Below are 24,037 nucleotides of genomic sequence, written 5' to 3'. Positions count from 1 at the left end.
TTGACTGCCCATCCTCCCGCTGGCTTGGGGCAGTTAGGGGCAAAGGCCCTGGATACGCACCAACGTGCGTCACACCCTTACAGGGCGTCTGGGCTGGAGCCCTGTCTCGAGATGGCGGCGGTAGAACTCGGCCGGCGACAGGTAGTGCAAGCTGGAATGCAATCGGCGGTTGTTGTACCGGCTCACGAATTCCACGACGACCTGGTATGCCTCGGCGTAAGTCTCGAACTCGTACATTGACAAGCACTCATCCTCGAGAAGCCTGTGGTACGACTCGATGTATGCGTTCATATTCGGCGTTTTGGGCGGTATACGCTCGTGTAGGACATTCCATCGCTCACACTCCGATTCAAACAAATGACTCACAAACTGGGGGCCATTGTCTGAACGGATAATGGGCAATGGTAAATTCCGCTGAAGAATCTGACGTTTCCACAGTGCTGCCCGAAAAGCTTCAACGGCATGTCTGGCTTCGCAGGTTAGACCGATATGATATCCCACAATCTGCCTGTCGTACACGTCGATGTACGAAAGTACAAAGAAGAAGCGATCCTCTCCTGCGATGTATCCGTACTTCACATCGACCTCCCAGAGCTGGTTCGGTGCTGTGATGGTGCGGTTCTGTGCCAACTTCCTCGGGTGTTTTTGGCGAAGTTTCCGTTGCGGCCGCAGGACATCCAGTTCCTTACACAGGCGGTACACCTTTTTCTCGTTCACCACGAGTGCATGGTCCTGTCGGAGCATATGGGTCAGCTTGCGGTACCCATATGCGTAACCATCACCGGTGATGGATTCCATAATCCATTCCTTGATCTGTTCATCACTGACCTTGCGACCATCCACAGTCAGTGAAAACCCAGGAATTGGCCGTCCGCCCGAGGTGGTATGCGGCTTTGGTTCATGTGTCAATTGATAGTAATAAGTGGATCGAGAGACCCCCACTATGCGCAGCACGAGAGTAGCAACATACCCGGCTGTGATCCACTTGTGCGCAACGGCTACTTTATCCGCAAGTGAGGGTTGGCTTTTTTTAGCAGGTCACGCAAAATGGCAATTTCAAGGTCTTTTTCGCCCAAAAGCTGCTTGAGATGGGCATTCTGTTTATCCAACTCACGGTTCTCTGCCACGAGCTGGGCATGTTCCTGCTGGGTCACGTGGGTAGCGTTTCCCTTCGGGCTGCTGCCCTGCATGGATTGGCCTGACTTATACTGGCGAACCCAACGACTGACAAGATTCGGTCGGATGTCCTACTTCCGAGCAACGATGGAATTGTTTCCGGCGGCGATGGCCTGTTCGACGACCTGACGCTTGAACTCTGGAGTAAATTTCCGACGTTCCACTTGAACAACCTCCTGACCTGATGGTCTCATGGATTAGGGAGATTGTCCAATCCAATTTCGGGGCTTAAGAGGGGACAAAACGAGGCTGCGGCTCGACCTGCTCCGCCTTGAACTTGCCCACCCAATACCACAGCTGGTGCTCCTTGATCTGGTGGGCAGCACACCATGCGGCGCCCGTCTGTCCGCTGGCCCGGAAGTCGGCCACGCGGGCGCGCCAAAGCTCACGAAGCTCTTCCAACTCCGCTTTCGTCACGATGATCCCTCCATGATTGGGTTCTGGGGGAATCATCTCGCAGACCAAGGCTTGGCGCTAGGTGCGGACTATTTGACGCTTACAATCATACAGAGGCTGATGTTAATCATCTAAGCACCTCACAAGCCATCATGTTAGTCTCCTCATTTCATATTCTTCACCCCTTCAAGATGTCACGGTTAAAATGTCGGCCCTGCCCCCTAGACATACGCAAAGGACAAGTGCCGTTTCAATTGAAGACACCCCCCCATACGACTGTAGGAAAACATTTAGGGGGTGAAACTTATGTCTGAATCCTGCCATCGTTGCGGGCACAGGCATTGTCAATGTAAAAAGGAACGTTGTAAGCAGTGCGGGCACAGGCATTGTCAATGTAAAAAAGAACGTTGCAAGCAGTGCGGGCACAGGCAATGTAGGTGTGAAGTCAAACAAGAAGTTAAAGTCATAATCAAGGGAATTACAGGGCCTGCTGGAACAACTGGCGCTACTGGAGCAACTGGACCTGCTGGACCTGCTGGACCTGCTGGACCTGCTGGACCTGCTGGACCTGCTGGACCTACAGGTGCTACTGGAGCAACGGGGCCTGCTGGAACAACTGGCGCTACCGGAGCAACTGGACCTGCTGGAACAACTGGCGCTACCGGAGCAACTGGACCTGCTGGACCTACAGGTGCTACTGGAGCAACTGGACCTGCTGGACCTACAGGTGCTACTGGAGCAACGGGGCCTGCTGGACCTACAGGCGCTACTGGAGCAACGGGGGATACTGGACCTACAGGTGCTACTGGAGCAACTGGACCTGCTGGACCTGCTGGACCTACAGGTGCTACTGGAGCAACGGGGCCTGCTGGACCTACAGGCGCTACTGGAGCAACGGGGGCTGCTGGGGCTACAGGCGCGACCGGAGCAACGGGGGATACTGGGCCTACCGGAGCAACTGGACCTGCTGGACCTACAGGTGCTACTGGAGCAACTGGACCTGCTGGACCTACAGGCGCTACTGGAGCAACGGGGGCTACTGGGCCTACAGGTGCTACTGGAGCAACTGGACCTGCTGGACCTACAGGTGCTACTGGAGCAACTGGACCTGCTGGACCTACAGGCGCTACTGGAGCAACGGGGGATACTGGACCTACAGGTGCTACTGGAGCAACTGGACCTGCTGGACCAACAGGCGCTACTGGAGCAACGGGGCCTGCTGGACCAACAGGCGCTACTGGAGCAACGGGGGCTACTGGGCCTACAGGGGCAACAGGACCTACAGGTGCTACAGGAGTATTAAGCTTTGCAGATTTTTATGCGTTGATGCCTCCGGATAATGCAGCAACAGTTGCTCCCGGTACAGACGTAAGTTTTCCGGAAGATGGACCTACTAGTGGGACTACTATTACCCGTACTGGTCCCAGTTCATTTAACTTAGGTGCAATTGGCACCTACCAGGTCTTGTTTCAGGTGAGTGTGACCGAAGCGGGCCAACTGATTTTAACTCTCAATGGTGCTGACCTAGCCTATACGGTGGTCGGAAGAGCAACCGGTACTTCTCAGATAGTAGGAATGGCTCTTGTGACAACGACAGCCGTCAATTCCGTACTCACTGTACGGAATCCTGCTGGCGAATCAACGGCCCTAACCATCACTCCTCTCGCTGGAGGAACAAGGCCTGTGTCAGCACACCTTGTTATCACACAACTCGCATAGAGGGAAGTATAAAGGCAGTCACGCAGCGACGGATTGTGGATTTGCTACTCCACGGCTCGCCTCGACCATGTAAAGACCACGGACCAGTTGATTCGTGGTTTTTACTTTTACATAGGCTATTTTGTTGACGATTCTTGAACTATCGGGGGCTTTAGAGACGGAAGAAACCGTCCAATGAAATCCAATAAAATTGAATACATATGCAGAGCGCGGTATATCACAGCATCGCGCTTTTCTGCATTTTTAAGTTGCGGAAAACACCGGGGCCGCATTGACCCTGGCCGGCTTTTCTTCACCGTGCAGAGAAGCAACTTAGTCGTTGAACTCCGTCATGGTGAAGATATAATTCTCGAGTTTGACCGTGCTCGTATCGTTCTTCACACGGACACCTCCAGTAATTGTTCAATGGCAGCCTCCGACCGCATCCATCCGCGGCGCGCCTCGAAGAACGTCCGTTGGTGCAACAAAGTGCCGTCCGCCAGTAGCGTGTGCAGATACATGAGCACCGTTGTCGCGGCCATGAGGTTGGTCATCAGGCGCTGCGGATTGGAAACGACCACTTCGCCGCACGAGACCTCCGTTGGCAATCGGTCCTCCTCGATCAGATCGGGGAACACCTCGCCCGGAAACGGCAGAACGTCTTCACCACGAATGCGGACCCCGACAACCACCTGACCTTCCCAGCCAGAATCTTTGATCTTCGCCAGCTGGTATCGGTCCACATGCTCGGGATCATCCGGCACGGTGACGGCGCTGTTGCCGCTGTCGATGTACACAACGTGGTTGAGACAATGCAGCTGCTCATGCAGGATGCGGCGGGTGCTACCGTTGTCTACAGCTCCCACCACAATCGTCCCATCTGTGACGCCGATTCTTTGAAGGTTTGTCTCTCGCGTCAGATACTCCGGATAGGCCGCGATGTCGAGGCCGTAGGCCCTGGAGTACCGCTCCGCCAACACACTGGCCTTCTTGCGGCCAATGTCCTGCGGGAGGAAGTATTGGCGGAGGAGATTTTTCTCCTCCACCACATCCCCGTCTATCAGCAGTACTCCCGGCACCTTGCGACCCTGCTCTTTGAGCGAGTAGAGCAGGCGGGCGGCCTGCTGCAACACGTAGCCGCCCGTGCCGCCTACTCCAACGAGGATCAACCGCGTGCGTTCCGGGTCCACGACGCGAACAGGTTTCACCACGCTCATACGGGAGTCACCACCGCAGTAATGGGACCGTCGAAGACGGCCGAGGCCTCCACCTTGACGAACTTGCCACCGCATGAGTACCGGAAGGCAAGTGTGGGCCTCTCCCGATCCGCTCTTCCAACTACCCCGTACAGACCCGTTCGTACCTCGTCCTCGTCGTCTGTCGCTGACCAGTAGGCGGGTAGCCGGCCGTGCGAGTGGATGTGAGCGACCACGAAACGGTGTTCAGTTTCCATGAAGCCCTCGCCTTGTACGGTGACTGCTGAGGCCTTTTGCTCGGGCCACACCACATCGTAGCCAATGTCGGTGTCGTACACGATGTACGCCAGGTGTTCGATGTCCGGCTCAAACTGAAAACGCCGGACAATCTCGCGCAGACACCAGACTGGGATCTTCGGCACGAACAGCTGGAACGGTGCACGCAGACCGACTTGCCCATACAGTGGTACGGTGAAGACGCCCGTCTGCGTTTGCCGAACCTCGTAGACACGGCCTTCCCGGTCGAGCAGGTGATACACCGGAGGCACCGGCGGGGCCGGCGGCTCCGTGTACACGGTAATCGCCGCCCCCTTTTTGTGGCCCTTGAGAACAGGGATGATATGGCCCGTTTTCTTATCGTAGACCATCTCCGTGCGCTCCTTGGTAAGCTCCGGGAACGTCTGTTCCAGCCAGGCCCGCACGTCTTCCAGTTTCATTGTCCGGCTGGGTACTTCGAGCCGGTGACCGGCGTAATACACAACGCGGTCAATATCGTACTCGTCCGGTTCCGGTTCCTCGGCCGGCTTGGCTGTGGCCTTCGTCGTGTTGGTGCGAGTGACCGGCTTCTTCGCTGCTTTCTCGTGTTCCTGCACCAGCGGGATGAGGTCTTTGCGCTCTTCCTCCGGCAGAAGGTCGAAAATTGTGGACTGCTGGATGTTCGTGTTCATGTTCCATATCTCCTTTTGGATGGTTTAGTACCGTTCGGCCCGGTAGGCATTGTGAAATTCAGTGACGGTTCTCCCGAGCGGGATAAGCCATTCTTGGGGGATTCCCCCCTGAGCTTGGACGGCTTCCAAAAATGCGGCGTAGTCCCTGTAGGGCGAGTTCTGGCTGGTTCCCACGCCGAATAGGTCGCGGTTGTTGGGCGTGCCAAGGAATGCAAACACGCCCTTTTCAACCACCTCGTGCAACTCGCACACAGTGTTGTGCGTCCAGCACGCGCGGCCGTCAGCAAACACGTTCGAGTACGGCCAGCGGTACAACGGAGAAGTCTCCGTGACCACGGTATCGGTCGTTACGGCAATCGACAGACCGATAAGGCGTTTGTCCTGCTGGTTCCACCGGACCCGGTAGACCATCGTCGGGATGTGCACCAGATACGAAACGCCCTGATACACCATCGGATACTCGGTCGCGGGCACATATCCCGTGAGGATGACATCCGTCCAGGCGGAGCATTCCGCGATGTCTATCAGAAGTGTCCGATCCGGCAAACGCGGCAGTTTGGTGACTCGCAAATCGGCCACCTTGAGTTGCTCTACCACCATGGACCGATCCAACAGGGTGAGCAGCTGATGCCACCCCACCGTCTTGTAGTGAGTAACGCCGTTTGCCCTGATCTCAAGCTGCGGAAGCTTGTCCGGTTCGAGTTTGAGGATCAGAGCGTCGGCGGCCTCCTTACCTTTCGCTTGGAGGAGTACGGTGTTCATAAAATTGCTTGACCTCCCAGGCGCTCAGGATTGCGTCCCAAGCGGCCATGATGTCGTCTGTTAATGCTTCGGGCAGAACCCATATGAAGTGCGGCTCTTCGATGGTGTCGCTCAGGCCAATGCGCGACTGCACCGTACGTTGCGCGCACCACCAGATGAAGTGACGCCATTCGGCGACCTGCTGCGGGTCTTGTCCCTTGATGATGATGACGCAACCGACGTCGTATACGACTTCTTGCTCGCCAGTGCTGTCCTCAAGCCAATGACAGTGCTTCCACATCTCGTCGTCTTGCGATGTGAAAATCACTTGGCTGGTAAGGCCAGGAGCGAGCAGACTCAGCATGATCTCCAATTGCGCGTCGTAAATCTGATCTCCCGGGCCGTTCATGTCCATGCCATACGGCCAGCCCAGGCGGTCGATCTCGGCTGTGAATCCTGTCCTGCGGAGAAACTGCCGCAGAAAGTCGATATGCAAGAGACCTTCCGCCAGATGTTGGCGCAGTTCGTCGTCGAGGATCATATGAACTCCTCCCCGACCGACGGGTCCGGTACGGATGGCAATCTGGTGCACTCGGACAACAGTTCATCCCACACTGTGTCGTCCAAGCGCATTTGCGCCATGTCCCGCAACGGGTCTCCGTAGTCATCGTGATGGAGGATCTCCCAAGCAACAGCTAGGGTTTCATCCGTGAGGTTGAGGATGTACTCCGCAGCAAGATCCTCGTCGATCATGCGACGGAGGAATTCTTCCGCAGCTTGAATGAGGTTGGCGTACTCCGGGGATGGTTGTGGCAACTCTTGTATGGTGGCCACGAACTGGTCCCAGTGCAGCGTAATGTGGCGTTCCAAGAGGTTTCACTCCTTTGCCCATCCCCGTTGTCACGGGGGATAGGCAATTCTCTCCCCGCGTGACTCGGGTTTGGTGCAAAGGATTACAGTGCGAACAACATGATCTGGTTGTCTGCTACGGCCTTCTTCGCGCGTTTAGCCTTCTCAACCATGCCCATTTGCTTGCGCCACTCGCCGTACGTCAGCAGCGGTGTCGCATCCTGGGCCGCGGTTGCCTTGGCGACAGGCGTGCCGTGCGCTTCCCTGACGTCTTGCGTGTCTTGAGCCACAGCAAACAGCGGCAGCTCAATGATGTCCGCGCCGGCCGGGGCAGGTTGAGCAGGCCTCGCCACTTCTGTGGCCGCCACCGGCTGGATGGTCTCCTCCGGTTCAGGCACACCTGCCAAGCGCCGTGTTTCTGACGCCAGTCGACGCATCGCCTGCTGAATCTCGCGCTTGAAGCGCTCTTCGGCCAGCAGGATTACCCCGCTTGGGATGTCCTTGTCCGCGAGCGTCTTCCACTTCTGCGCCAGGTCCTCCACGTTCCCGAGGCAGTTGGCAATGGCGTAGGTGGAGGCCGATTTGTCGTCCTGCTCGATGAACTGTGCAACCTCGGACTTATCGAGGCGGCCCTCCAGGAGCATCGCATGACTGCGTTTTTGCAGCATGCGCTTGAACTGCACCATCTCATACGAGCCCTTGTACACGTAGTAGAACACCTTGCAGGTGCGATGTTGGCCGATCCGCCATGCCCGGCGTGCCGCCTGCCGCATGGTCGCGATCTCGTCGGTGAACTGGTAGAACATCAGCGTTGGGAAATCCAGCAGGTCAAGACCCACTTCAACTAGTTTGGCGTTGCAGACCACAACCTGCGTTCCCTTTTTCACCGCTTCCTCCAGCCACTCAACGCGATCCTCCGGTGAGACGGTCGCCTGCAGGACCTGGACGCGAATGCCGTGCTGCTTGAGCACATCGGCAATACGCCGGTCCTGCTGGATTTCCCCGCTGTACCGGACGTATACCACGCAGCGACGGTTTTGCGCCAACTCGGCTTGGATGTCCTCCAGCAGACGCCGTTCTTTCGCGGTTAGCTCGTCCGGACCGTTCGGCGGAATGAAATCGACACGCTCGTCGCCCACCCGCACCTCTTGTGGCATGTGCGGTTGATTCGCAGCGTTGACCACGGACGGGATGAATTTCGCGAAGGCGTGTTGGTTGCCGATCGCATATTGCTGGCGCATGACGCTTTCCTGTAAATGCACTAATGCGTTCGTCATCCACCCTCTGCAGTCGGATGTCCGCTGCTGGTGATTTCTTGACGTATCCTTCACGTTCACACCAGTTAAAGAACGCCTTGAGCGTTCTGATCCGAACGTTCACGGTCACAGGTGACAGTCCAACTAAGCTGCGTTTCATACGGCGAGGATGATCGTCGTACTTTTCTTTTTCGTTGCTCATCCACGCAATGTATTCACGCAGAATGGCAGGTGTTATTTCGGAAATCGTAATGCGCCCATAGCGTTGCTGCAGCCACCTCTTCAGATACGCAAAATGCGTCTTGTAGTCGCGTATCGTGCGCGGGGAAGAACGTTCAGCCGTCTTTGCCTTGATGAATTCGTCCATTACGTCCTGTAATAGCGGTGAGACCTGAGCGATTTGTTCTGGCGATAGTGCACGACGGGTTAGTCCACGTTTGACCACAGGCCGATGACGCTTATCCAAGGTTCTTGTGCCTCCCTGGCCGGAACAACACAAAAGCCACCAACAACATGTGCCGGTGGCTTAACGCTCAGCCCGCTATGTGACCGCATGCAACAGCGAACTCGACTGCGGTCTAATGTGTTATTGCGGACTGATGAAGTTCCCTATAAAACTGTGATCTTTCCGCATCACAACGCGACTTTTGCTGTGTGGCGGAGAGGGTGGGATTCGAACCCACGGTGCCCTTGCGGACACGGCGGTTTTCAAGACCGACATCCATTGTACCAAGGCATAACGTCGCGTGCCGCCGTGTCCAAAAACCCGCGTAGTATAAGGGCTGTGCAATGTCTCTTATCCTGGCCTGTGTCATCTTATACCGCGCTTTGGATTAGCAGTTGGATTTGCAGTCGGCTTTCCACCGTCGATCACCACCAAGTACGGCATCGACTGCTGGACGGCCTCCTCCTGCTCCGGTTCCAGCGTCGCCATCAACTCCGGGATGTGTACGCTGATTCCGAGATACTTCAGTTCGCGTTTCGCCTCATACACCCCGCACCGATCGTACGCCCATGGATGAGAGGTACGATCAAGGAAACCGAGCTCTGTCCCATCTGCGGCTTCCCAATGGCCGAACGCCGCGGATGCACACCGTGGTGCCGGGTTTGCGGATACAAAGGCGCATGCGAAGATCCTACGTCATAATACACGAAAAGCGGCCTTGGCATTCAGCCGGGGCCGTTCAAATCTTGCTGTTGAAATACTCCTGCGTCACGCACAGCTGCTTATTGCGAATCTCTAGCCAAAGTTTCGGTGGGATTTCGCCGCTGCCCATTGAAACTTTGGTGCGCTTGATCGTGCCGTCCTCCTCGACCTTCCGGTAATAGTAGTGGTCCGTTTGCTTGTACAATTCCCAGCCATCACACTCGCAAAACCGTCGCAGCTCACGCCAACTAGGCATCGATCAGCCGGACGACTCCATTGATGTCGGGTTGGATAATGACGCGGAGCACGTATGGTGCATGATAGCGACGGTTCCTAGAGTTGTAGTAAAGCTGGAACTCTTCCATGTACTCCCGGGCGTACTCAACAGCTTCTTGAGCAAGGGCCACCTTTAATTCATCCAACGTAGGAGCGTTGGCGACAACGTCGAAAACATCCAGTGACCCCGAATAGGAACCATCATCCTCCTTCTCATAGGTCATGTTGAACCGATAACCAGTCAGAATCACATCCAAATGCTCGAGAGAAATGGCGGTGAATAGATCTCGATTTCGCTTCACGAACTGAGGCCGTACGCGAACAACAGTATCAATGAAGGAACCCCATTCGTTACGCACATCGGTAGCGTTCAATACCGCCTGCATAAACATCGTCCCTCCTGCCTCCATTCTAGCACGTTTGATGTACAGTGTGTACATAGTGTACGTTTTTATTCATCATATGCGGCTAAAGCAAAAAGCCCCCACCCCGCAGGGTGAAGACTTGCTTCTATCACGCATTCTGCCGCTGAATCTGAGTCTGCAGTGGCGCCTGCCACGTCTGTACAGCCGCGTTGTGGGCCTTGACCACAGCGATCAAGGTCTGCTCAACCGTGTCCAACGCCTTCTGCGTCTCGTGCAGAGCGGACTCGACACCCCGCCGCTTTCCACCGCTTTCGTAACTCTGCCCGCGACATCCACAGCACGCTCCTCGGTCTGGTTTGAGACCATTGTCCGGCCTCGACCATAGCATTACGAAGTGTGCTGGATTGAACGGTTGCGAAACCCACCCACGCCCACGGCCTTATACTGACAGCTAATCCCACACCCTGTACAAATACCACCTCACGCCGTACCTATCCGGATCAACCGCCGTGTTCCTGGTTTTCGCGCCAGGTGCAGGCTACTCCACACGGTCAATGTCAAAAGCGCCCATGTTTTCGGTGAGAACGCGAAACACCCACCCGTCACGTTCTCCGTTGAGCCAGTCTCCGGATTTGGCCCAGCGGTCGATGAGATCCGTGATCACACGAATCACGCCGCGATCCCGAAACACACGCAGCGTGAACCCGTCTGACGCAAACTCCAGAATCTCGATGGAACGGCGGAGTAAACTAGACATGGATGGCACCTCGCACATACCGAACGTATGTTCTATTGTATATGCGGAACGAACCAAATCAATACTCAGTGGTCGCTTTGTCGCATACCGTGCCGGAATGCCTTTTCAGTTCCAGGTGGCGGTTAGCGGGCGCTTACGCTCAAAAAATCCCCCCGTCCTAAGACGAGGGTAATAGACCGCCAAGATTATAGCGACTCGACTCATAATCGACGACCGAATCTCGAACGTTCTTGACGCAGCTCCCGGTATTCTTCATGCGTCATGGACTTCCCTCTCTCTACTTGTTCAACGAATTCATTCATCTCGATATTTCGCAATCCAAAGATCGCCACAAGAAATCGGTTAAGAAATTCAATGCAAGGAAGCTGATATACGTAACTCCCCAGCTGAATAAAGAGTTCATTGTACTCCAGGTCAGGTTCAATAACCCTGAGAGGAATCCTACGGGCGTCGAAGTATCCTTGCAACGCATTCGCCGCATTTACTATAGACTTTTCTTCCCGCTGAATTGTGCTATGTTCAACTATACTCTCAACACTCGGGTAATTTTCATTGTCTTCCAGTATAAATCCACAATGATCGCGAATTAAAATCGCGTGCAATACAAATAGTTTTACCTCTGGAAGTCTCTTCAGAATATAGACGTATCCCTTCCGATCGAGTTCTGCTTGGAGGATGACAATGTTTTGTCCAGCCAACGCGTTGTTCAATTGCGGAACAAGGGAATTCATGAATTTCGGCTCGCAGATCCTGAAAGCCGTTCGCAAGCGAATTTCTCCATCTTCTTTAAGCCACTGATAACCCGGATTTGGGTTATTTCGTCGTATCCAGTCGGCCACTTCACGCGTGGCCTTGAAAGGTGAATTCCGCGACATCTCTCTTTGCACATAATCTTCAATACGTTGCAGAACGGCCTCTCGTACTTGTAAAAGTTGTTCAATATCAGCTGCGCTAAATGTCTTGGTCTTCCCTGAAAGATATGGCTCGACAATGCTTTTCAGTCGCTTACCGACTTCCAAATAGGGTTCTTCAAGTTCCTTCTTAACAAGAATCGGGTACTTCTCAAGTCTGTCCTCCCAAGTCTCTAGTAGGGATAATATATTTGTAAACTTAGATTCAAGGACATTCATTCGCGACAATCTCAATCCTTCTCGAACCAACTGGGCATTCGTTGTTCCTTCTCTGACCCCAATAGAAAATTTATTAATGCAGGTGCTCCCCACATTTAGTTTCTTTCCATTCAATCTGTTCACAATAAAGTACACATATCTGTTATCCTGCCCGCATATTGAGCAATTGATCCGTTCCTCTCCGAGATCGTAATCAGGGATTTCCCTAAACCCATCTCGGTACCATTCTTTGTTTGCTTGCTGAATTATTCGTCCAACCATTGTTTGGAGAAAATTTCGCTGTTCCTGAGAGAGATCTTGTGCATGTTCTTGGGTAATTGCTTCATTGTCCAAAAGCATTTTGTAAAACCAGTCAGCGATTTTGGGTGCCTCGCTATGAATCAACAGATTCCGATCCTTGGGATCCACAATATACGGCAATGCCTCTCACTTCCTCATTTCTTTTTATGTGTCGATTTTATCACCTCTTAATTAAGGTCTGCTGAACGAGTCTTTCTGCGAGATTCGACCTCACTTGGTTTGCATGCTGTTGTAGGACGTCTTGGCCTGTCGCCAAACGTCACGCGAGCAACGGTGCCCTGCCCAACACACCAATTGCCATAAGTCTGTACAAAATGGCACAAAAAAGCAGGCGCAGCCGCCGCTCCAGGTTCATCAACAGCAGTTGCAAGGCAATCACCGTTTCACTGGTTTCTCGCAGGCGTGCACGGATCAGGCCGAGCCCATATATAGGCGCTTGCCTTCGCCAATCTTGCCTTCAATCTCGTTGCGCTCCGCTGCATCCTGCTGCTGGATTCGTTTTTGTTCCGCCGCCAAGGACCGCGATGGCCGCCCCAGTGTTGGCCCGCTCAACCGTATGCCCCGCTCTGTGCAATAGCGCAGGTTCTCCCGAGTTCGGTACGCCTTGTCGGCCAGCACTGTTTCTGGATAACAACCATACCGCTCCCTGTACGCTTCCACCGCTGCCTGCAACGTCAGACCCTTGTGGAAGTTGTTCCAATTCAGCCGTTCCAGCCCCACATACCCATTCACCAGACTCAGTGCCACCTTGGCCTCGAACTCCACATTGTCCCACGCTTTGCCCCGAACGATTGGACGCACATGCGGCTGCGAGATGCCCACGATGCGGTCTTCAATGCGATGCGTGCGCTTGCGATACATCTTCTCTTGCTGTCGGTGCAGCTCGCAGATTACGAGAAGCTGATGGTACTGACGACGGCTGAGCACGCTCAGCCCGACTTCATCTTTCAACCGCGCAATAATCCGCAGGTCTCGTGCTACAAACCGCAGCTGTTTGCCAATCGCCTTGCGAAGCACCTTCGGACTCACACGGCGCTGTTTAGCCACGGCCAGGTACGCCTTACGGGCCTTCTCACGGTACGTCCGTGGCTTGCGCTTACCGCCTTTCCGTGCTGCATGCAGGACGTCGATGATTTCCTCCAGTTTCTCACGCGCCTCGTTGAGCAGCGACAGGTCTGTGGGATAGGCGATGTCTGCTGGAGCACACGTCGCATCCAAAAGGAGCTTGCCTTGATTTCCAACCTCTTGGGTATTCTCAGCACGCACTTCCGTCGCATGTGTGTCCGCCTCAGACCCGGAACCACCGTCCTGATCATCCGAATCAGCGTGGTCATCGTCTTGTTCCTCGGCAATCCATTCGTTGACCTGGTTGATGATGTCACTGCCTAGCCGCTTGCGGAAGTGCGTCATCAGGGAGGGGTGGAACGGCGGCTTCTGTTGGAACTCCGGAAGTCCGATGAAGTACTGCAGATACGGGTTCTCTGTGATCTGCTGCACCGTCTCCCGGTCACTGAGACCTAACCGTTCCTGGATAATGAGGGCGCCAAGCGCCATACGGACCGGATACGCCTCCTGGCCCATCGTTCGAGATTTGAACTGTTCTCCGTAGTGTTCTTCCACTTTCCGCCACGGAATCGCCTGCGCAAGCTTGACCCAGCGGTTATCCTGATTCAACTTCCCACCGAACGGAAGGAAAAAATCACCTGGCAAAACAAGTTGGTTCTCCCTCGCGCGGAACATCGATCTGTCCTCCATGTGCAAGGATTTTGCGTACCTGTCTACAAAAACCTCTGCACATAAATTCGCGTTCAGGGCCCAAAAATTGGCCGGTAAAGGACTTTCCGTTCGTTCAGCAGACCCTATTTACTTCCGGCCCCAATTCGATTTTTTTCGCAACACATCCACCTGCATCGTAAGTTCACCGATCTTAGCCCGAGCCTCCTGCAACTCCTTCTCCAGCTCCTGCTCCCTCGTAGAGGGTCCGGACTGAAGTCCAGCCCGTCCACCAGCCAGGAACGCTTCACGCCACTTGTAATACAGATTCTGGGCCAATCCATACCGACGACATACCTCGCTGATGTTGGCACCGGGCATCATACCCTCGAGCACGATGTTCATCTTCTCGTCCACTGTCCACTTACGTCCCGGCATCACAAACACCTCTACTTCATCTTAATCCATCCCTTCTGTCTGGGTTGACTCTGGGGCAAGTATACCGGATCGAATTTCCTGATTCTGTGATATTCCCCTCTATTTCAAAGCCCTGGCCTTACTGGGGACGTTCTAAAACAGCCTTTTGACTACGTAATACGGATTGAATTTCCCGAACTGATAACTCGGTTATTTTACAATTCTTCAACGCAGCTAACGCCGCCATGGTGCCTGCGGCGTGTCCAGTAACCATACACACGGCTTGCCCCCGTACTGAACCCGATGCTTCATGTGTAGCTGATATCGCACGACCGCCCACCGTGACATTGTGTGCTCCTCGGGGAACGAGCGAACGTGCTGGAATCCCGTACGAACGATCAATGCGCCATAGAGTTACACCTCTTCCCTCCACTTTACGACCTAATGTGGTGGCATCAGGCTTGACGTCATGAATATCCAACGGGTAGGCACCTCGTCCAACTTGGTCATGAAAATCACGGCCCTGCAAAATATCTTCCTTGGTTAGAATGTAGTCCCCTATAATGTGTCGAGTTTCCCGGACACCGACTTGAAAAGGACTTGATACTACATAAGCATTTTCAAATCCAGGTACGTACTTACGCAGAAAGCGGATGGCCTCTAACATTTGAAGCTGAGTTTCAACCTCGGCACGTGTTAGATCATCAGCATTCGTTCCATCAATCCCATGCACTCGGGTGATATTAATCGTCACTTCGGGCCGGCCTGGGAAAGGATTGATACCCATCCGATCACGTGGAATATGATAATCTCCCGCCTCCCTGGCTTTTTGAATAAGGGTACGAAATCCTTCTACGCCGGCACCCGGAGTATTTCTCAGAAAATCAACGTCATATGCACCACCCGACCATCCCTCTGGCGTTTCTAAGTCCTCCGGATGGTTCTCAAGATACTGCCACGTTTTCTCGAGTTGAACGCCACCAACTCTAAAAATAGTGGAAACGGGCTGCATTAAAGCATCCTCTTCCCTTCCCACTACAACGTCATATTTAGCACGCGCCACCAGATCGGCGTCGCCAGTACAATCCACAAAGGTCCGTGCATGGATAACTTCCATCCCATTCTTGTTCACTACCTGAACCGCGCTTATATGGTCTCCATCCCGAACCGCTTCTACCAAAAAAGTGTGTAGCAACAAGTGCACACCTGATTCCTGAAGCATTTCAATAAGCGACATTTTCATAACTTCAGGATCCTGGCCCATAATTGAACCATGCCTGGGGTCCCAAGAGACAGTTGTGGCTCCACCCAACTTCCGCGCGCGCTCAATCAACTCGGCTCCGATACCCCCTAACGTTTTTGCTCCCCCCCCGTCGTTTACCCCCTTAAGGGACATACCTAAGTTGAGGATCCCCCCCAAACTCCCATATTGTTCAATTAACAATGTTTTCGCCCCTGTCCGTGCTGCGGCGATTGCCGCAATCGACCCAGCGGTTCCCCCACCAACGACGACTACGTCAAAGCCATCTCTGACAAGCATATTACCTGAATCCGTGACAAGCAGGTGTAAAAACTACTGAAGCACTTGTGATTTGTCGTGTAGAATCGGGATCGTTGGGATGTCCGTTCCCTTCAATCCCCCTTCACCTCAGAGGTGAACCCCCTTGCGCTTTATCATCGAAGAATCCGACGAAGTCATTGTCACACATTCTGGAATGACCCTTGTCGGTTTATTGCTGGACAAAACCACTCTCGGTGAACGCCTGAATCGGACTCGCCTGTCAGGCATGGGAAAACCAGACATTTCAAACCGAGATGTGGCGTACTCATACATCGGCCTGCTTTGTCAAGGCAAGACGGACTTTGACCACATCGAAGCCTTTCGTGATGACGAGTTTTTCACGATCGCACTACAGATGGACAGCGTGCCTTCGAGCCCAACGCTGCGCCAGCGTTTGGATATGGCCGCCGGAAAGGCCGGCTGGGAGAGTATTTTACTCGAAGAGTCCGCAAACCTCTTGAGAACCCTGAATGTTACACTGCATCCGATTGTGCTGGGTGAGTCATCGAAACGCCGGGCTTACATTCCCCTGGACCTTGACGTGAGCCCATTTGATAACTCGGGAACGAAAAAAGAAGGCGTCTCCCGCACGTACAAAGGCCACGATGGATACGCCCCAATCTTTGCTTACCTCGGCCAAGAGGGCTATGTGGTCAATGTTCAGCTGCGTGAAGGCAGTACCCATGTTCAAAAGGATACAGCGGCCTTCTTGCGCAAGAGTATTCAGTACGCAAAGCAGATTTCAGCCCTTCCGCTGCTCGTTCGCATGGATGCCGGAAATGACAGTGCAGAAAACCTTGCCGTGTGTCGTTCTCAGGACAGCAGGGCCGAGTTCATTATCAAACGGAATCTGCGAAAGGAAAGCCCCCAGGCCTGGCTCGTGACCGCCCAGCAGCACGGTGTATGCCACGAACCTCGGCCAGGCAAGAAAGTGTATCACGGTTCGCTGATGTGCCCGGTCAAGGGCCTGTCGGAACCAGTTCGGATGGTATTCGAAGTCATCGAACGGACCACCATGGCCGACGGGCAAACCCTGTTGGTCCCAGACATCGAGGTCGACGCCTACTGGACCTCACTGCCCGACGACCCAGATGTGATCATTCGTCTGTACCATGACCACGCCGTGATGGAACAGTTCCACAGCGAAATCAAGACGGATCTGGACGCTGAACGGTTACCGTCAGGCAAGTTCGCAACCAACAACCTGGTACTGCATTTTGTATGCATGGCTTACAACTTGCTGAGGGTGATTGGCCAGGAAAGCCTAAAACGCAACGATGCACCTCTGCGTAAGAAGGCAGAACGTCGTCGTATCCGGACGGTGATTCAGAACTTGATGACCTTGGCTGCGAAACTAGTCCGACATGCCAGGCAGAGCAAACTGAAGTTGGGGCATGGGAACCGATGGTTCCCTGTGTTTCGCCGTTTGTATTTGACCTTCGTATAACATGTGCCGTCTTGTGGCCTGGGAACAAAGCCTGACGATGAACAGGCCGGGGAAGTTATTCGCTTCTGCGGGAACTGGCGTTCCCTTACGGTTGAATTCGATGGAATCGCTCCACGCACCAATGCAGTCGCAGCCCGTTCGATGCAAGATAAACGCCGCATGAGTGCTCGACAGGTACCCTGTCACGGATTCAGGATATTACCCATCCTCCCTCGATAAGGAAATTACTCTACAGAATACCATTAAACTTCGGATCCTACTCGAATATCCTCCTAACCATCATGTTCTCGGTCCGCCATCACTCAATAACCTCGAACACGATCGACCAAGTTTTCTAGTTTCCTGCCCTCCATGAAATTTCTGATATTGTTTACAATCAAATTAAAGCGACGATCGTTAACTTTTGGTGATGCACCCACGGAGTGAGATGTGATAATTGTGTTAGGAAGCGTCCACAGGGGACTACTTGCCGGTAGAGGCTCCTCGTTGGTTACATCCAATCCCACGCCTCCGAAACGTCCGGCTCGGACATGATCAATTAGAGCGCCCTCGTCCACGGTGGCGCCTCTCCCGATGTTAATAAATACTGCTCCTCTCTTAATCACCGAGAGACGTGTTGCGGAGAAGAATCCTTTCGTGTCTGGTGTCAATGGTAGAGTGTTGATTACGTAATCGGAATGCCGCAAAACCTCCTCAACTTTGTCAGAAGCGTGGACTTCGTCGACAAACGGAGGACAGGCGCCTGCAGTATTTTTAACTCCCAAGACGGTGGCCCCCAAGCTCTTAACTCTTTTCGCCAGCTGCAGACCGATATCTCCTAATCCAACGATCCCGACAGTAGAACCTTCAATCTCAGATGATGCGGGACTTTTTCTCCAGTATCGCCGAGCTTGCTGTTCGACGTGGACATACAGTTGTCTCGAAAAATAAAGCATCAAGGCAAGGGCATGTTCAGCGCCAGGAACCCCAAATACACCACGCGAATTCGTGACAGCTGTTTCGGAGTGTAGATTCGTGTTAGCGAGAATACCATTCGCTCCAGCACTAGGTAATTGAATCCACTTCAGATTAGGCATATGGCCCAACATGTCATTCGTCGGCCAACCAACGAACGCGTGAGTTGACTGAAGTACCTCTAAATCAATATCTTCACTATTTGATACAAAAAAGTTGATATCAGGAAATAGTTCCTTCAGCAAGTTCACTTGTTGAGTAGTTAGGACGAAATCCCCACTATAACCTATGGTAATGTTAATAATGGCCATGATTGCATCTCACCTTATCGTCTGTGCTAGTTTGCGAGCAAACGACTAACGTCTCGAATTAACTGATCTAGTCGTCTTACGTCGAGAAGCCAATATACGTAGTGAGGATAGTTTGTGTTTTCAAGACGTCGTTCAACCTGTTTCCTGTATCTGATAAGTGGTCGTAGAGATGCCTCGGCCTCTTTATAATCCCTCTCTTGCCTTGTGAGCATGGCCCATCGAGTTAAAAAAATGGTTCTTGCACAGTGCTGAAATCCTTCCACGTACAGCTCATATAATTCTAGCATCTGCTCAATTTCACGGCAGAAAGACTCAGGTAGCTGCCTTATTGAAGGCAACAACTTAGATGAAAGGGTCCTAACCTCCTCGACGGCTTTTGCCTTTTCCTCAAAAATAGTTTCCAAGTTGCTCTTCGTTATCTCGACGAGCCGTGAGGCACCGGGTTCCCAATCATCGCGCCCGTGTATCTTCACCATCATAGAAAATGCCTTTTCCACGCTATCCGGAAATTGGCAGTCCTCATGAAATACATGGCCGCGAACGTACACCGTTTTTTCCATGACTGACCACGAGAACTGCATGAAGTTCCTGAGTGATTCCCAAGCCTGATCTTCAAGAGGAACTATCGGTTTAGACAAAGCTGAAGCCGGGCGCATGGGTGATAATAATCCATAGTTAGCCCACGCACGATAAACGTCATCTAAGTTTGCATCAACGTTTTGACATAACAACGCTCCTCCAATTAAATTTAGCATATTAAAACTGTTAAAGACACTAGCCTCGGTGATGACTTCCCAATCGGTTCGAAATATCACTCCAGTCACCCCATTATCATGACAATAACGTAGCCTTTTCTGCATATCTTCTACTACACTTACAGGAAAGAAACCTAGGCCAAAGAACTGACCCCAAGTGTCGAACTCAACCCACTGTTCATTGTTTCCGCAATGACCAATTTTAGGGTTATTAGGGAACGTCGGATAAAAGTCGTGAGGTGTATTTTTTAATGATATCACGATGTCCTCGGAGCACTTTGAAGCAGCTTCTATTAGTAAGTTTTGCTGATCAGCTGTATAGGCGAAGTCACGTACCACGAGTCTCTTTCCCGCTGACGCTAACGGCCTGCGTATGGTGTCAATTAGCCGCAAATACCAGTCCAAAGGGTCTACATCCCGGCATCGATCACAGTTACATGTATTAGTTGAAATTGATACTTTACTTTCTCTAGTCCCCGCGCTAACGATTATGCCCGCAATGTCTGGGACTACAGTTAGGAGCTCTGATACTTTCCAGCCCAAAAATTCATTCCAAAAAGGGTGGGTAGGACATATAGAGCCATCGGCATTTCTCAACTCCGGCACAAATTCGAGAACTTCGTCAGGAAAAGATATTTCCTTGATTTCCAGGTAGAATGCTATTCCTCTTGCCTTGGCACTACGGATCACATTGTTAACATAATGTCGATTATTATAGATGGAATGCATTCTTACCGGCCATCTTTTCCACATTAGAGTATCCGAAAACAGTTGTTCAGGAAAGACCAAACGATCTACCAAATCGTTCTGATGGAATATTAATGCATTTAGTCCGCTCTTAGCAGCGAAATTTAATGCACTCTCCACTGCAGCCGTTTGCCACATCCTCGAGGAATGAATCTCAAGCGCTCTTAATGAGAACCCTCGCACTTTCATCACTCCAATACGCCTTACATTACCTGACTGAGACGATGTTAATATCAACACGTAATTTCAACTTGTGAAGCCTGTACTCTCCGCTGCAAATCTCCGTGCAGCGCAAGCAACCTCTCAGGATCCAAAAGAGTGTAGACCGCATACCTGAAGCAGGTGTCAGTGTAAAAAGAACGTAACTCTTCCGCTACAGCTATCAACTCCCTCATAGCGCTCTGCCATTCCACTTTTACAGTCGGTTCAACGCAGGGACTCACAAGGAGGTACTTTGTTAAAAAGATGGCCCGGGATGCTGCACGAAATGCATTTACATATCTGGCGAAGACGTCGAACGACTCAATCAGCTTGATGTGACCTTGTTCTGACATTCCTTCACACCCCTGCCGTACCCGATTGAGCAATCCAATGACTCTGGTAAGTGCTTCGTCTTTTTCGTCAAGTAGCAGTTTTAGATTTTCCTTACTCATGCAAAGTGCGTCTGCCTTCGCCGGTACCCAATCCTTTAGGCTATTCTTTTCTTCCGCCAACCAAAACGCATGATCCATGCTTACCGGAAGAGTACTTGAGTCCGAAAACACACAGTCATTTGAAAAGACGGTGCGCCTGACTACTTCCCATGTTTCGTCCAGTATTGGTATAATCCAGGATATTACAACACCCTTCTCCACCTCCGTAATTCCAGGTTTGTAGAAGCCATTCTCTTCAAGCCACTGACCATATATTTCCGCGTTCGTTGTGTCCAAATTCTTTGAAAGTGCAGCTGCCGCATAAAGGTTCACTACGTTTAAGGTATGAAAAGCGGAATGCGAATCAAGACTTTCCCAGTCAGTTCTGAAAACAACGCCTTCCACACCTCTTTCCTTGCTATACTTCATCCTGCGTCTCATATCGTTTGTCATGACGCTAATACCAATTCCCCAGCCGAAATATTGGCCCATACAGTCAAACTCAACCCATTGGGGATGAGTGCCGACACGCCCAATACGTTCGTTGTCGGGAAAAGTTGGATAATAATCATGAGGTGTGTTCTTGAGGGATATCACCACGTTACTTGGAAATTTCTCCATAGCTGATGTAATTTCTTGATGAGATTTGGAATCAAATACAAAATCTCGAATTACCAATGTCTTTCCGGCATAGTCTATTGGTTCATACATGGCCAGTATCAATTTCTCGTACCACTCTTCAGGGGTCATCTCCTTACACAATTCACATTGACAACGATTTGAAGATATAGACACCATACTCTCGCGAGTTGCCGGCGACGTTATAATCCCGCTTACTTCAGGGAATTCACTAAAGAACTCTGTATATTTCGTACGCACGAATTCGAACCAAAACGGTTCACTCGGGCATATGCAGCCGTTTTTAACCAAATAGGGAAATAATTCAATAAAGATGTGCGGGAAGTTTAACTCCTTATTTTCAACGTATACCTCCAATCCCATATCACTTGCAATCTTCAATATCCGCTTGAAATATGCCCTGCGCTGGTAAGGCCCACTACGCCGCACAGGAGTATACTTATACAAGACTCGATAGATATCCTGATATCGTTCAAATATATTTCTGTACATCTCCCGTTCACAGCCGAAGTATTTCCCAGGATACACGACTTGTTCAATGAAGTCATTTCGGTGGAGAACAAGCGCAGTCATGCCATGTTCTCTAGCAAAGCGGCAGGCCTGCGTTACCCAATCGACATCCCACACATACTGACTATGAATCTCCAATGCACGCAACTGAAAGTCCGACATACCTATCCCTCCTACAATTGTCAGACTAATCGATTCGAGACATCAAGACTCTTCCCTTTTATCCCTTGACTGCACCTCCCATAAGCCCGCCTGTGATATACCGCTGGAATATCAAGAATATAATCACAACTGGCAATCCAGCGACGAGATTTGATGCCATTAATTGCCCCCAGTAAATGCTACCGCCTCCTTGAGATCCAGTAGCTATATAAGACTGCAGCTCGATCGCGACTGTTCTCGTAGCAGGAGACGTGAGAACACTCGTAAACAGCACGTCGACCCATGATGACAAAAAGGCAAAGACAAAACTGACAACGATGCCGGGAATCATCAAGGGGAAAACAATATAACGTAGAACTTGTAATCTTCGACACCCGTCAACGAGCCCGGCTTCTTCCAGTTCGAGCGGGATACTATGAGCGTAAGAAAGCAGCAGCCAGCACCCTAACGGCAGTGCAAATGTCAAATGCGTGAAAACAACGACATAGTAGTGCCCAACTAGTTGAACACCAAGGAAATTCTGTATGATGACTATTAAAACAAACAATGGAAGTAACAAGGTAACGTGTGGGACCGCTTGCACACCAACCAGAGACACCAGAAATAGTTTTCTTCCTCTGAACCGAAACCGAGCAAGGGAATATGCGGCACCTAGAGCGACAAGCGTTGACAACCCTGCTGCAAGACACGCAATGACGAAGCTATTCCATAGCCCTTGCGCTAGGTTAATAGTCTTCCACATTTGTATATAATTCCCTATCGCCATATGTCTCGGCAGCAGTTGCCCTGCTGATATTTCAGAGTCCGGGGTCAAAGAAACCACGATCATATAAAGAATAGGGACCAAAACGAATATCGACAATATTATGATGACAATCCACCGCAGATAAACCCAGAATCCTTTTGTGTTCATCGTGTCGTATCCTCTCCTAGCCGGAGCATGTGGATATAAAACACAACAGGTATCATCATAAGCACTAGCGTAAGAATCGACACCGCTGATCCCAAACCAAAACTAAAGTTTTGGAAAGACGTAATATAAACGTTTAATGGCAAGACTTCTGCTTGAGGAGACGGTGGTGTACCGAACATTACATACGGCAGAGTAAAATTATTAAAGTGATTTAACGTCGAGAGTAGTAAGGCTATGAACAATACGGGACGTATTGCAGGTAACGTAATCGAGAAGAAGCACCGAATCGGAGACGCACCGTCAATGTACGCGGATTCATACCAATCTTTTGGAATTCCCTGTAACCCTGCCAGGACCATAAGGTAAACGAACGGCCAAGAGGCCCAGACATCGGCTATCACCATTGCCCAAAAGCTGTGAGGACCGATCAACCAGTAAGTATTCACACTTGCCAGGTGTAGTTGCGCAAGTACCCTGTCAACCAATCCCCACCCATTCATAAATAACATTCGCCAAATAATCGCATTCACAAAAACGGGCACCGCGTAAGGCAACAAAAATATGGTCCGAATCCAACGTCGCCCACGGAATGGTATATTAGCTATTAGTGCAGCAGTTATCCCAATGGGGGTTATAATAATTGTCGTTAAGAGCGAAAAGCCACAGCTTACGACAGCGCTCTGGAGCGGTGGTGCACCAACGAAAGTGGTTCGGCTAAACGCTTCGACATAGTTCCTCAAACCCACGATCGGTGCGCTCGCCCAATGAGCAATCGTGTATTGATCTAATGCTGTGAAGCTGAAATAGAGCGAGATGAAAAATGGAATTCCAATAAGCAGCAATAGGAGCAGTACAGCAGGAAGTATCATCCAATAAGGACTGTTCCTCCAAGCGGTTCTTTTCTTCTTGGCTGAGACAAAGAATGTCATTTCCACTTTACTTTCATAGCTCGTCAACTTTTAGTCCTCCTCAGCGAATCACGGGACCGTGAGACCGTAAGACAAACTTGGCCACACAGAGGAGGCCAATGATTTGGCCCCCT

At 51.7% G+C, this 24,037-nt stretch carries 24 protein-coding genes and 1 pseudogene; 2 read left to right on the top strand and 23 right to left on the bottom strand.

Annotated elements, in window-relative coordinates:
* Positions 1-69: 69 nt before the first annotated feature.
* The 3 genes from N687_RS0119235 to tnpA all read right to left on the bottom strand — a co-directional run bounded on the left by N687_RS0119235 (position 70) and on the right by tnpA (position 1,593).
* Positions 70-981 carry an IS3 family transposase gene (locus N687_RS0119235; RefSeq protein ID WP_029423407.1) on the bottom strand — a complete coding sequence of 304 codons (912 nt, stop codon included), beginning with the start codon at positions 979-981 and terminating at the stop codon, positions 70-72.
* A 17-nt stretch (positions 982-998) separates the two neighbouring features.
* Positions 999-1,190 (bottom strand): hypothetical protein, encoded by a 192-nt coding sequence (locus N687_RS24950; protein WP_231493541.1) that lies wholly within the window; start codon positions 1,188-1,190, stop codon positions 999-1,001.
* Between the two features lie 214 nt (positions 1,191-1,404).
* Positions 1,405-1,593, bottom strand: a complete 189-nt coding sequence (gene tnpA, locus N687_RS22610; protein WP_231493540.1) for an IS66 family insertion sequence element accessory protein TnpA — start codon at positions 1,591-1,593, stop codon at positions 1,405-1,407.
* 562 nt (positions 1,594-2,155) lie between these two features.
* On the opposite strand from tnpA, the gene N687_RS24945 reads away from it, so the two are divergent.
* Positions 2,156-2,875, top strand: coding sequence for a hypothetical protein (locus tag N687_RS24945; RefSeq protein WP_051663474.1), 720 nt, complete (start codon positions 2,156-2,158; stop codon positions 2,873-2,875).
* Between the two features lie 793 nt (positions 2,876-3,668).
* Here the strand turns inward: N687_RS24945 and N687_RS0119210 are convergent.
* From N687_RS0119210 to N687_RS23490, 15 genes and pseudogenes are all read right to left on the bottom strand, one after another.
* On the bottom strand, positions 3,669-4,487 hold the full coding sequence (locus N687_RS0119210) for a ThiF family adenylyltransferase (protein ID WP_029423404.1): 819 nt from the start codon (positions 4,485-4,487) through the stop codon (positions 3,669-3,671).
* Positions 4,484-5,413 carry a Mov34/MPN/PAD-1 family protein gene (locus N687_RS24165; protein ID WP_029423403.1) on the bottom strand — a complete coding sequence of 310 codons (930 nt, stop codon included), beginning with the start codon at positions 5,411-5,413 and terminating at the stop codon, positions 4,484-4,486. Before N687_RS24165 ends, N687_RS0119210 begins: the two co-directional genes overlap by 4 nt.
* Positions 5,414-5,437: 24 nt before the next feature.
* A complete protein-coding gene (locus N687_RS0119200) occupies positions 5,438-6,175 on the bottom strand; it encodes a hypothetical protein (protein WP_029423402.1) in 738 nt (245 codons plus the stop codon).
* Complete coding sequence (locus N687_RS0119195; RefSeq protein ID WP_029423401.1) at positions 6,144-6,695, bottom strand: hypothetical protein; 552 nt, start codon at positions 6,693-6,695, stop codon at positions 6,144-6,146. Before N687_RS0119195 ends, N687_RS0119200 begins: the two co-directional genes overlap by 32 nt.
* A complete protein-coding gene (locus tag N687_RS0119190) occupies positions 6,692-7,024 on the bottom strand; it encodes a hypothetical protein (protein ID WP_029423400.1) in 333 nt (110 codons plus the stop codon). The genes N687_RS0119195 and N687_RS0119190 overlap by 4 nt, the downstream gene beginning before the upstream one ends.
* Positions 7,025-7,107: 83 nt before the next feature.
* Positions 7,108-8,244, bottom strand: a complete 1,137-nt coding sequence (locus N687_RS0119185) for a helicase C-terminal domain-containing protein (RefSeq protein WP_029423399.1) — start codon at positions 8,242-8,244, stop codon at positions 7,108-7,110.
* A 73-nt stretch (positions 8,245-8,317) separates the two neighbouring features.
* Positions 8,318-8,626 (bottom strand): annotated as a pseudogene (locus N687_RS25630) (phage integrase SAM-like domain-containing protein); the annotation flags it as partial.
* Positions 8,627-9,070: 444 nt separating this feature from the next.
* Complete coding sequence (locus tag N687_RS24155; RefSeq protein ID WP_029423398.1) at positions 9,071-9,253, bottom strand: hypothetical protein; 183 nt, start codon at positions 9,251-9,253, stop codon at positions 9,071-9,073.
* 190 nt (positions 9,254-9,443) lie between these two features.
* On the bottom strand, positions 9,444-9,611 hold the full coding sequence (locus tag N687_RS0119175) for a type II toxin-antitoxin system HicA family toxin (protein WP_231493539.1): 168 nt from the start codon (positions 9,609-9,611) through the stop codon (positions 9,444-9,446).
* Positions 9,612-9,654: 43 nt separating this feature from the next.
* Complete coding sequence (locus N687_RS0119170) at positions 9,655-10,068, bottom strand: hypothetical protein (protein WP_029423396.1); 414 nt, start codon at positions 10,066-10,068, stop codon at positions 9,655-9,657.
* Between the two features lie 517 nt (positions 10,069-10,585).
* Complete coding sequence (locus N687_RS0119160; RefSeq protein WP_029423395.1) at positions 10,586-10,804, bottom strand: hypothetical protein; 219 nt, start codon at positions 10,802-10,804, stop codon at positions 10,586-10,588.
* A gap of 200 nt (positions 10,805-11,004) precedes the next feature.
* Positions 11,005-12,354: a hypothetical protein gene (locus N687_RS0119155; RefSeq protein ID WP_029423394.1), complete on the bottom strand. Its 1,350-nt coding sequence runs from the start codon at positions 12,352-12,354 to the stop codon at positions 11,005-11,007.
* Positions 12,355-12,493: 139 nt separating this feature from the next.
* Positions 12,494-13,974, bottom strand: a protein-coding gene (locus tag N687_RS21565; RefSeq protein WP_419670144.1) for an IS5 family transposase whose coding sequence is annotated in 2 segments (ribosomal slippage) — positions 12,494-12,661 and positions 12,664-13,974 — 1,479 coding nt in all. Because the reading frame shifts where the segments join, the coding sequence is not laid out codon by codon here.
* Between the two features lie 123 nt (positions 13,975-14,097).
* The gene (locus N687_RS0119145) at positions 14,098-14,385 is read right to left on the bottom strand and encodes a transposase (protein ID WP_029423393.1); all 288 of its coding nucleotides are present in this window, start codon (positions 14,383-14,385) and stop codon (positions 14,098-14,100) included.
* Between the two features lie 118 nt (positions 14,386-14,503).
* Positions 14,504-15,904, bottom strand: a complete 1,401-nt coding sequence (locus tag N687_RS23490; RefSeq protein ID WP_081841576.1) for an FAD-dependent oxidoreductase — start codon at positions 15,902-15,904, stop codon at positions 14,504-14,506.
* Positions 15,905-16,028: 124 nt separating this feature from the next.
* On the opposite strand from N687_RS23490, the gene N687_RS0119140 reads away from it, so the two are divergent.
* Complete coding sequence (locus N687_RS0119140; protein ID WP_029419949.1) at positions 16,029-17,372, top strand: IS1380 family transposase; 1,344 nt, start codon at positions 16,029-16,031, stop codon at positions 17,370-17,372.
* Between the two features lie 302 nt (positions 17,373-17,674).
* Here the strand turns inward: N687_RS0119140 and N687_RS23485 are convergent, their stop codons facing one another.
* Genes N687_RS23485 through N687_RS0119120 form a run of 5 tightly spaced genes read right to left on the bottom strand, consistent with a single transcriptional unit; the run spans position 17,675 to position 23,951 of the window.
* Positions 17,675-18,637 (bottom strand): D-2-hydroxyacid dehydrogenase, encoded by a 963-nt coding sequence (locus N687_RS23485; RefSeq protein WP_081841575.1) that lies wholly within the window; start codon positions 18,635-18,637, stop codon positions 17,675-17,677.
* Between the two features lie 26 nt (positions 18,638-18,663).
* Positions 18,664-20,328, bottom strand: a complete 1,665-nt coding sequence (locus tag N687_RS24150) for a hypothetical protein (protein WP_156040227.1) — start codon at positions 20,326-20,328, stop codon at positions 18,664-18,666.
* Positions 20,329-20,372: 44 nt separating this feature from the next.
* Entirely contained in the window at positions 20,373-22,082 is a 1,710-nt protein-coding gene (locus tag N687_RS0119130; RefSeq protein WP_029423390.1) for a hypothetical protein, read from the bottom strand.
* Between the two features lie 58 nt (positions 22,083-22,140).
* Complete coding sequence (locus N687_RS0119125; protein ID WP_029423389.1) at positions 22,141-22,995, bottom strand: carbohydrate ABC transporter permease; 855 nt, start codon at positions 22,993-22,995, stop codon at positions 22,141-22,143.
* Positions 22,992-23,951 carry a carbohydrate ABC transporter permease gene (locus tag N687_RS0119120; RefSeq protein ID WP_051663473.1) on the bottom strand — a complete coding sequence of 320 codons (960 nt, stop codon included), beginning with the start codon at positions 23,949-23,951 and terminating at the stop codon, positions 22,992-22,994. Before N687_RS0119120 ends, N687_RS0119125 begins: the two co-directional genes overlap by 4 nt.
* Positions 23,952-24,037 lie beyond the last annotated feature (86 nt).

It is taken from the genome of Alicyclobacillus macrosporangiidus CPP55, assembly GCF_000702485.1.
Classification (GTDB): domain Bacteria; phylum Bacillota; class Bacilli; order Alicyclobacillales; family Alicyclobacillaceae; genus Alicyclobacillus_H; species Alicyclobacillus_H macrosporangiidus_B.
The sequence above is the reverse complement of the archived record's forward strand: the minus strand, read 5'-3'. Positions and strand labels throughout refer to the sequence as shown.

What these genes read in the sequence shown, in the direction of transcription:
- N687_RS24950 (WP_231493541.1), bottom strand. Translation starts at nt 1,190, where the DNA reads ATGCAGGGCAGCAGCCCGAAGGGAAACGCTACCCACGTGACCCAGCAG.
- N687_RS0119210 (WP_029423404.1), bottom strand. Translation starts at nt 4,487, where the DNA reads ATGAGCGTGGTGAAACCTGTTCGCGTCGTGGACCCGGAACGCACGCGG.
- N687_RS24165 (WP_029423403.1), bottom strand. Translation starts at nt 5,413, where the DNA reads ATGAACACGAACATCCAGCAGTCCACAATTTTCGACCTTCTGCCGGAG.
- N687_RS0119200 (WP_029423402.1), bottom strand. Translation starts at nt 6,175, where the DNA reads ATGAACACCGTACTCCTCCAAGCGAAAGGTAAGGAGGCCGCCGACGCT.
- N687_RS0119195 (WP_029423401.1), bottom strand. Translation starts at nt 6,695, where the DNA reads ATGATCCTCGACGACGAACTGCGCCAACATCTGGCGGAAGGTCTCTTG.
- N687_RS0119185 (WP_029423399.1), bottom strand. Translation starts at nt 8,244, where the DNA reads ATGCGCCAGCAATATGCGATCGGCAACCAACACGCCTTCGCGAAATTC.
- N687_RS0119170 (WP_029423396.1), bottom strand. Translation starts at nt 10,068, where the DNA reads ATGCAGGCGGTATTGAACGCTACCGATGTGCGTAACGAATGGGGTTCC.
- N687_RS0119160 (WP_029423395.1), bottom strand. Translation starts at nt 10,804, where the DNA reads ATGTCTAGTTTACTCCGCCGTTCCATCGAGATTCTGGAGTTTGCGTCA.
- N687_RS0119145 (WP_029423393.1), bottom strand. Translation starts at nt 14,385, where the DNA reads ATGCCGGGACGTAAGTGGACAGTGGACGAGAAGATGAACATCGTGCTC.
- N687_RS23490 (WP_081841576.1), bottom strand. Translation starts at nt 15,904, where the DNA reads ATGCTTGTCAGAGATGGCTTTGACGTAGTCGTCGTTGGTGGGGGAACC.
- N687_RS23485 (WP_081841575.1), bottom strand. Translation starts at nt 18,637, where the DNA reads ATGGCCATTATTAACATTACCATAGGTTATAGTGGGGATTTCGTCCTA.
- N687_RS24150 (WP_156040227.1), bottom strand. Translation starts at nt 20,328, where the DNA reads ATGAAAGTGCGAGGGTTCTCATTAAGAGCGCTTGAGATTCATTCCTCG.
- N687_RS0119130 (WP_029423390.1), bottom strand. Translation starts at nt 22,082, where the DNA reads ATGTCGGACTTTCAGTTGCGTGCATTGGAGATTCATAGTCAGTATGTG.
- N687_RS0119125 (WP_029423389.1), bottom strand. Translation starts at nt 22,995, where the DNA reads ATGAACACAAAAGGATTCTGGGTTTATCTGCGGTGGATTGTCATCATA.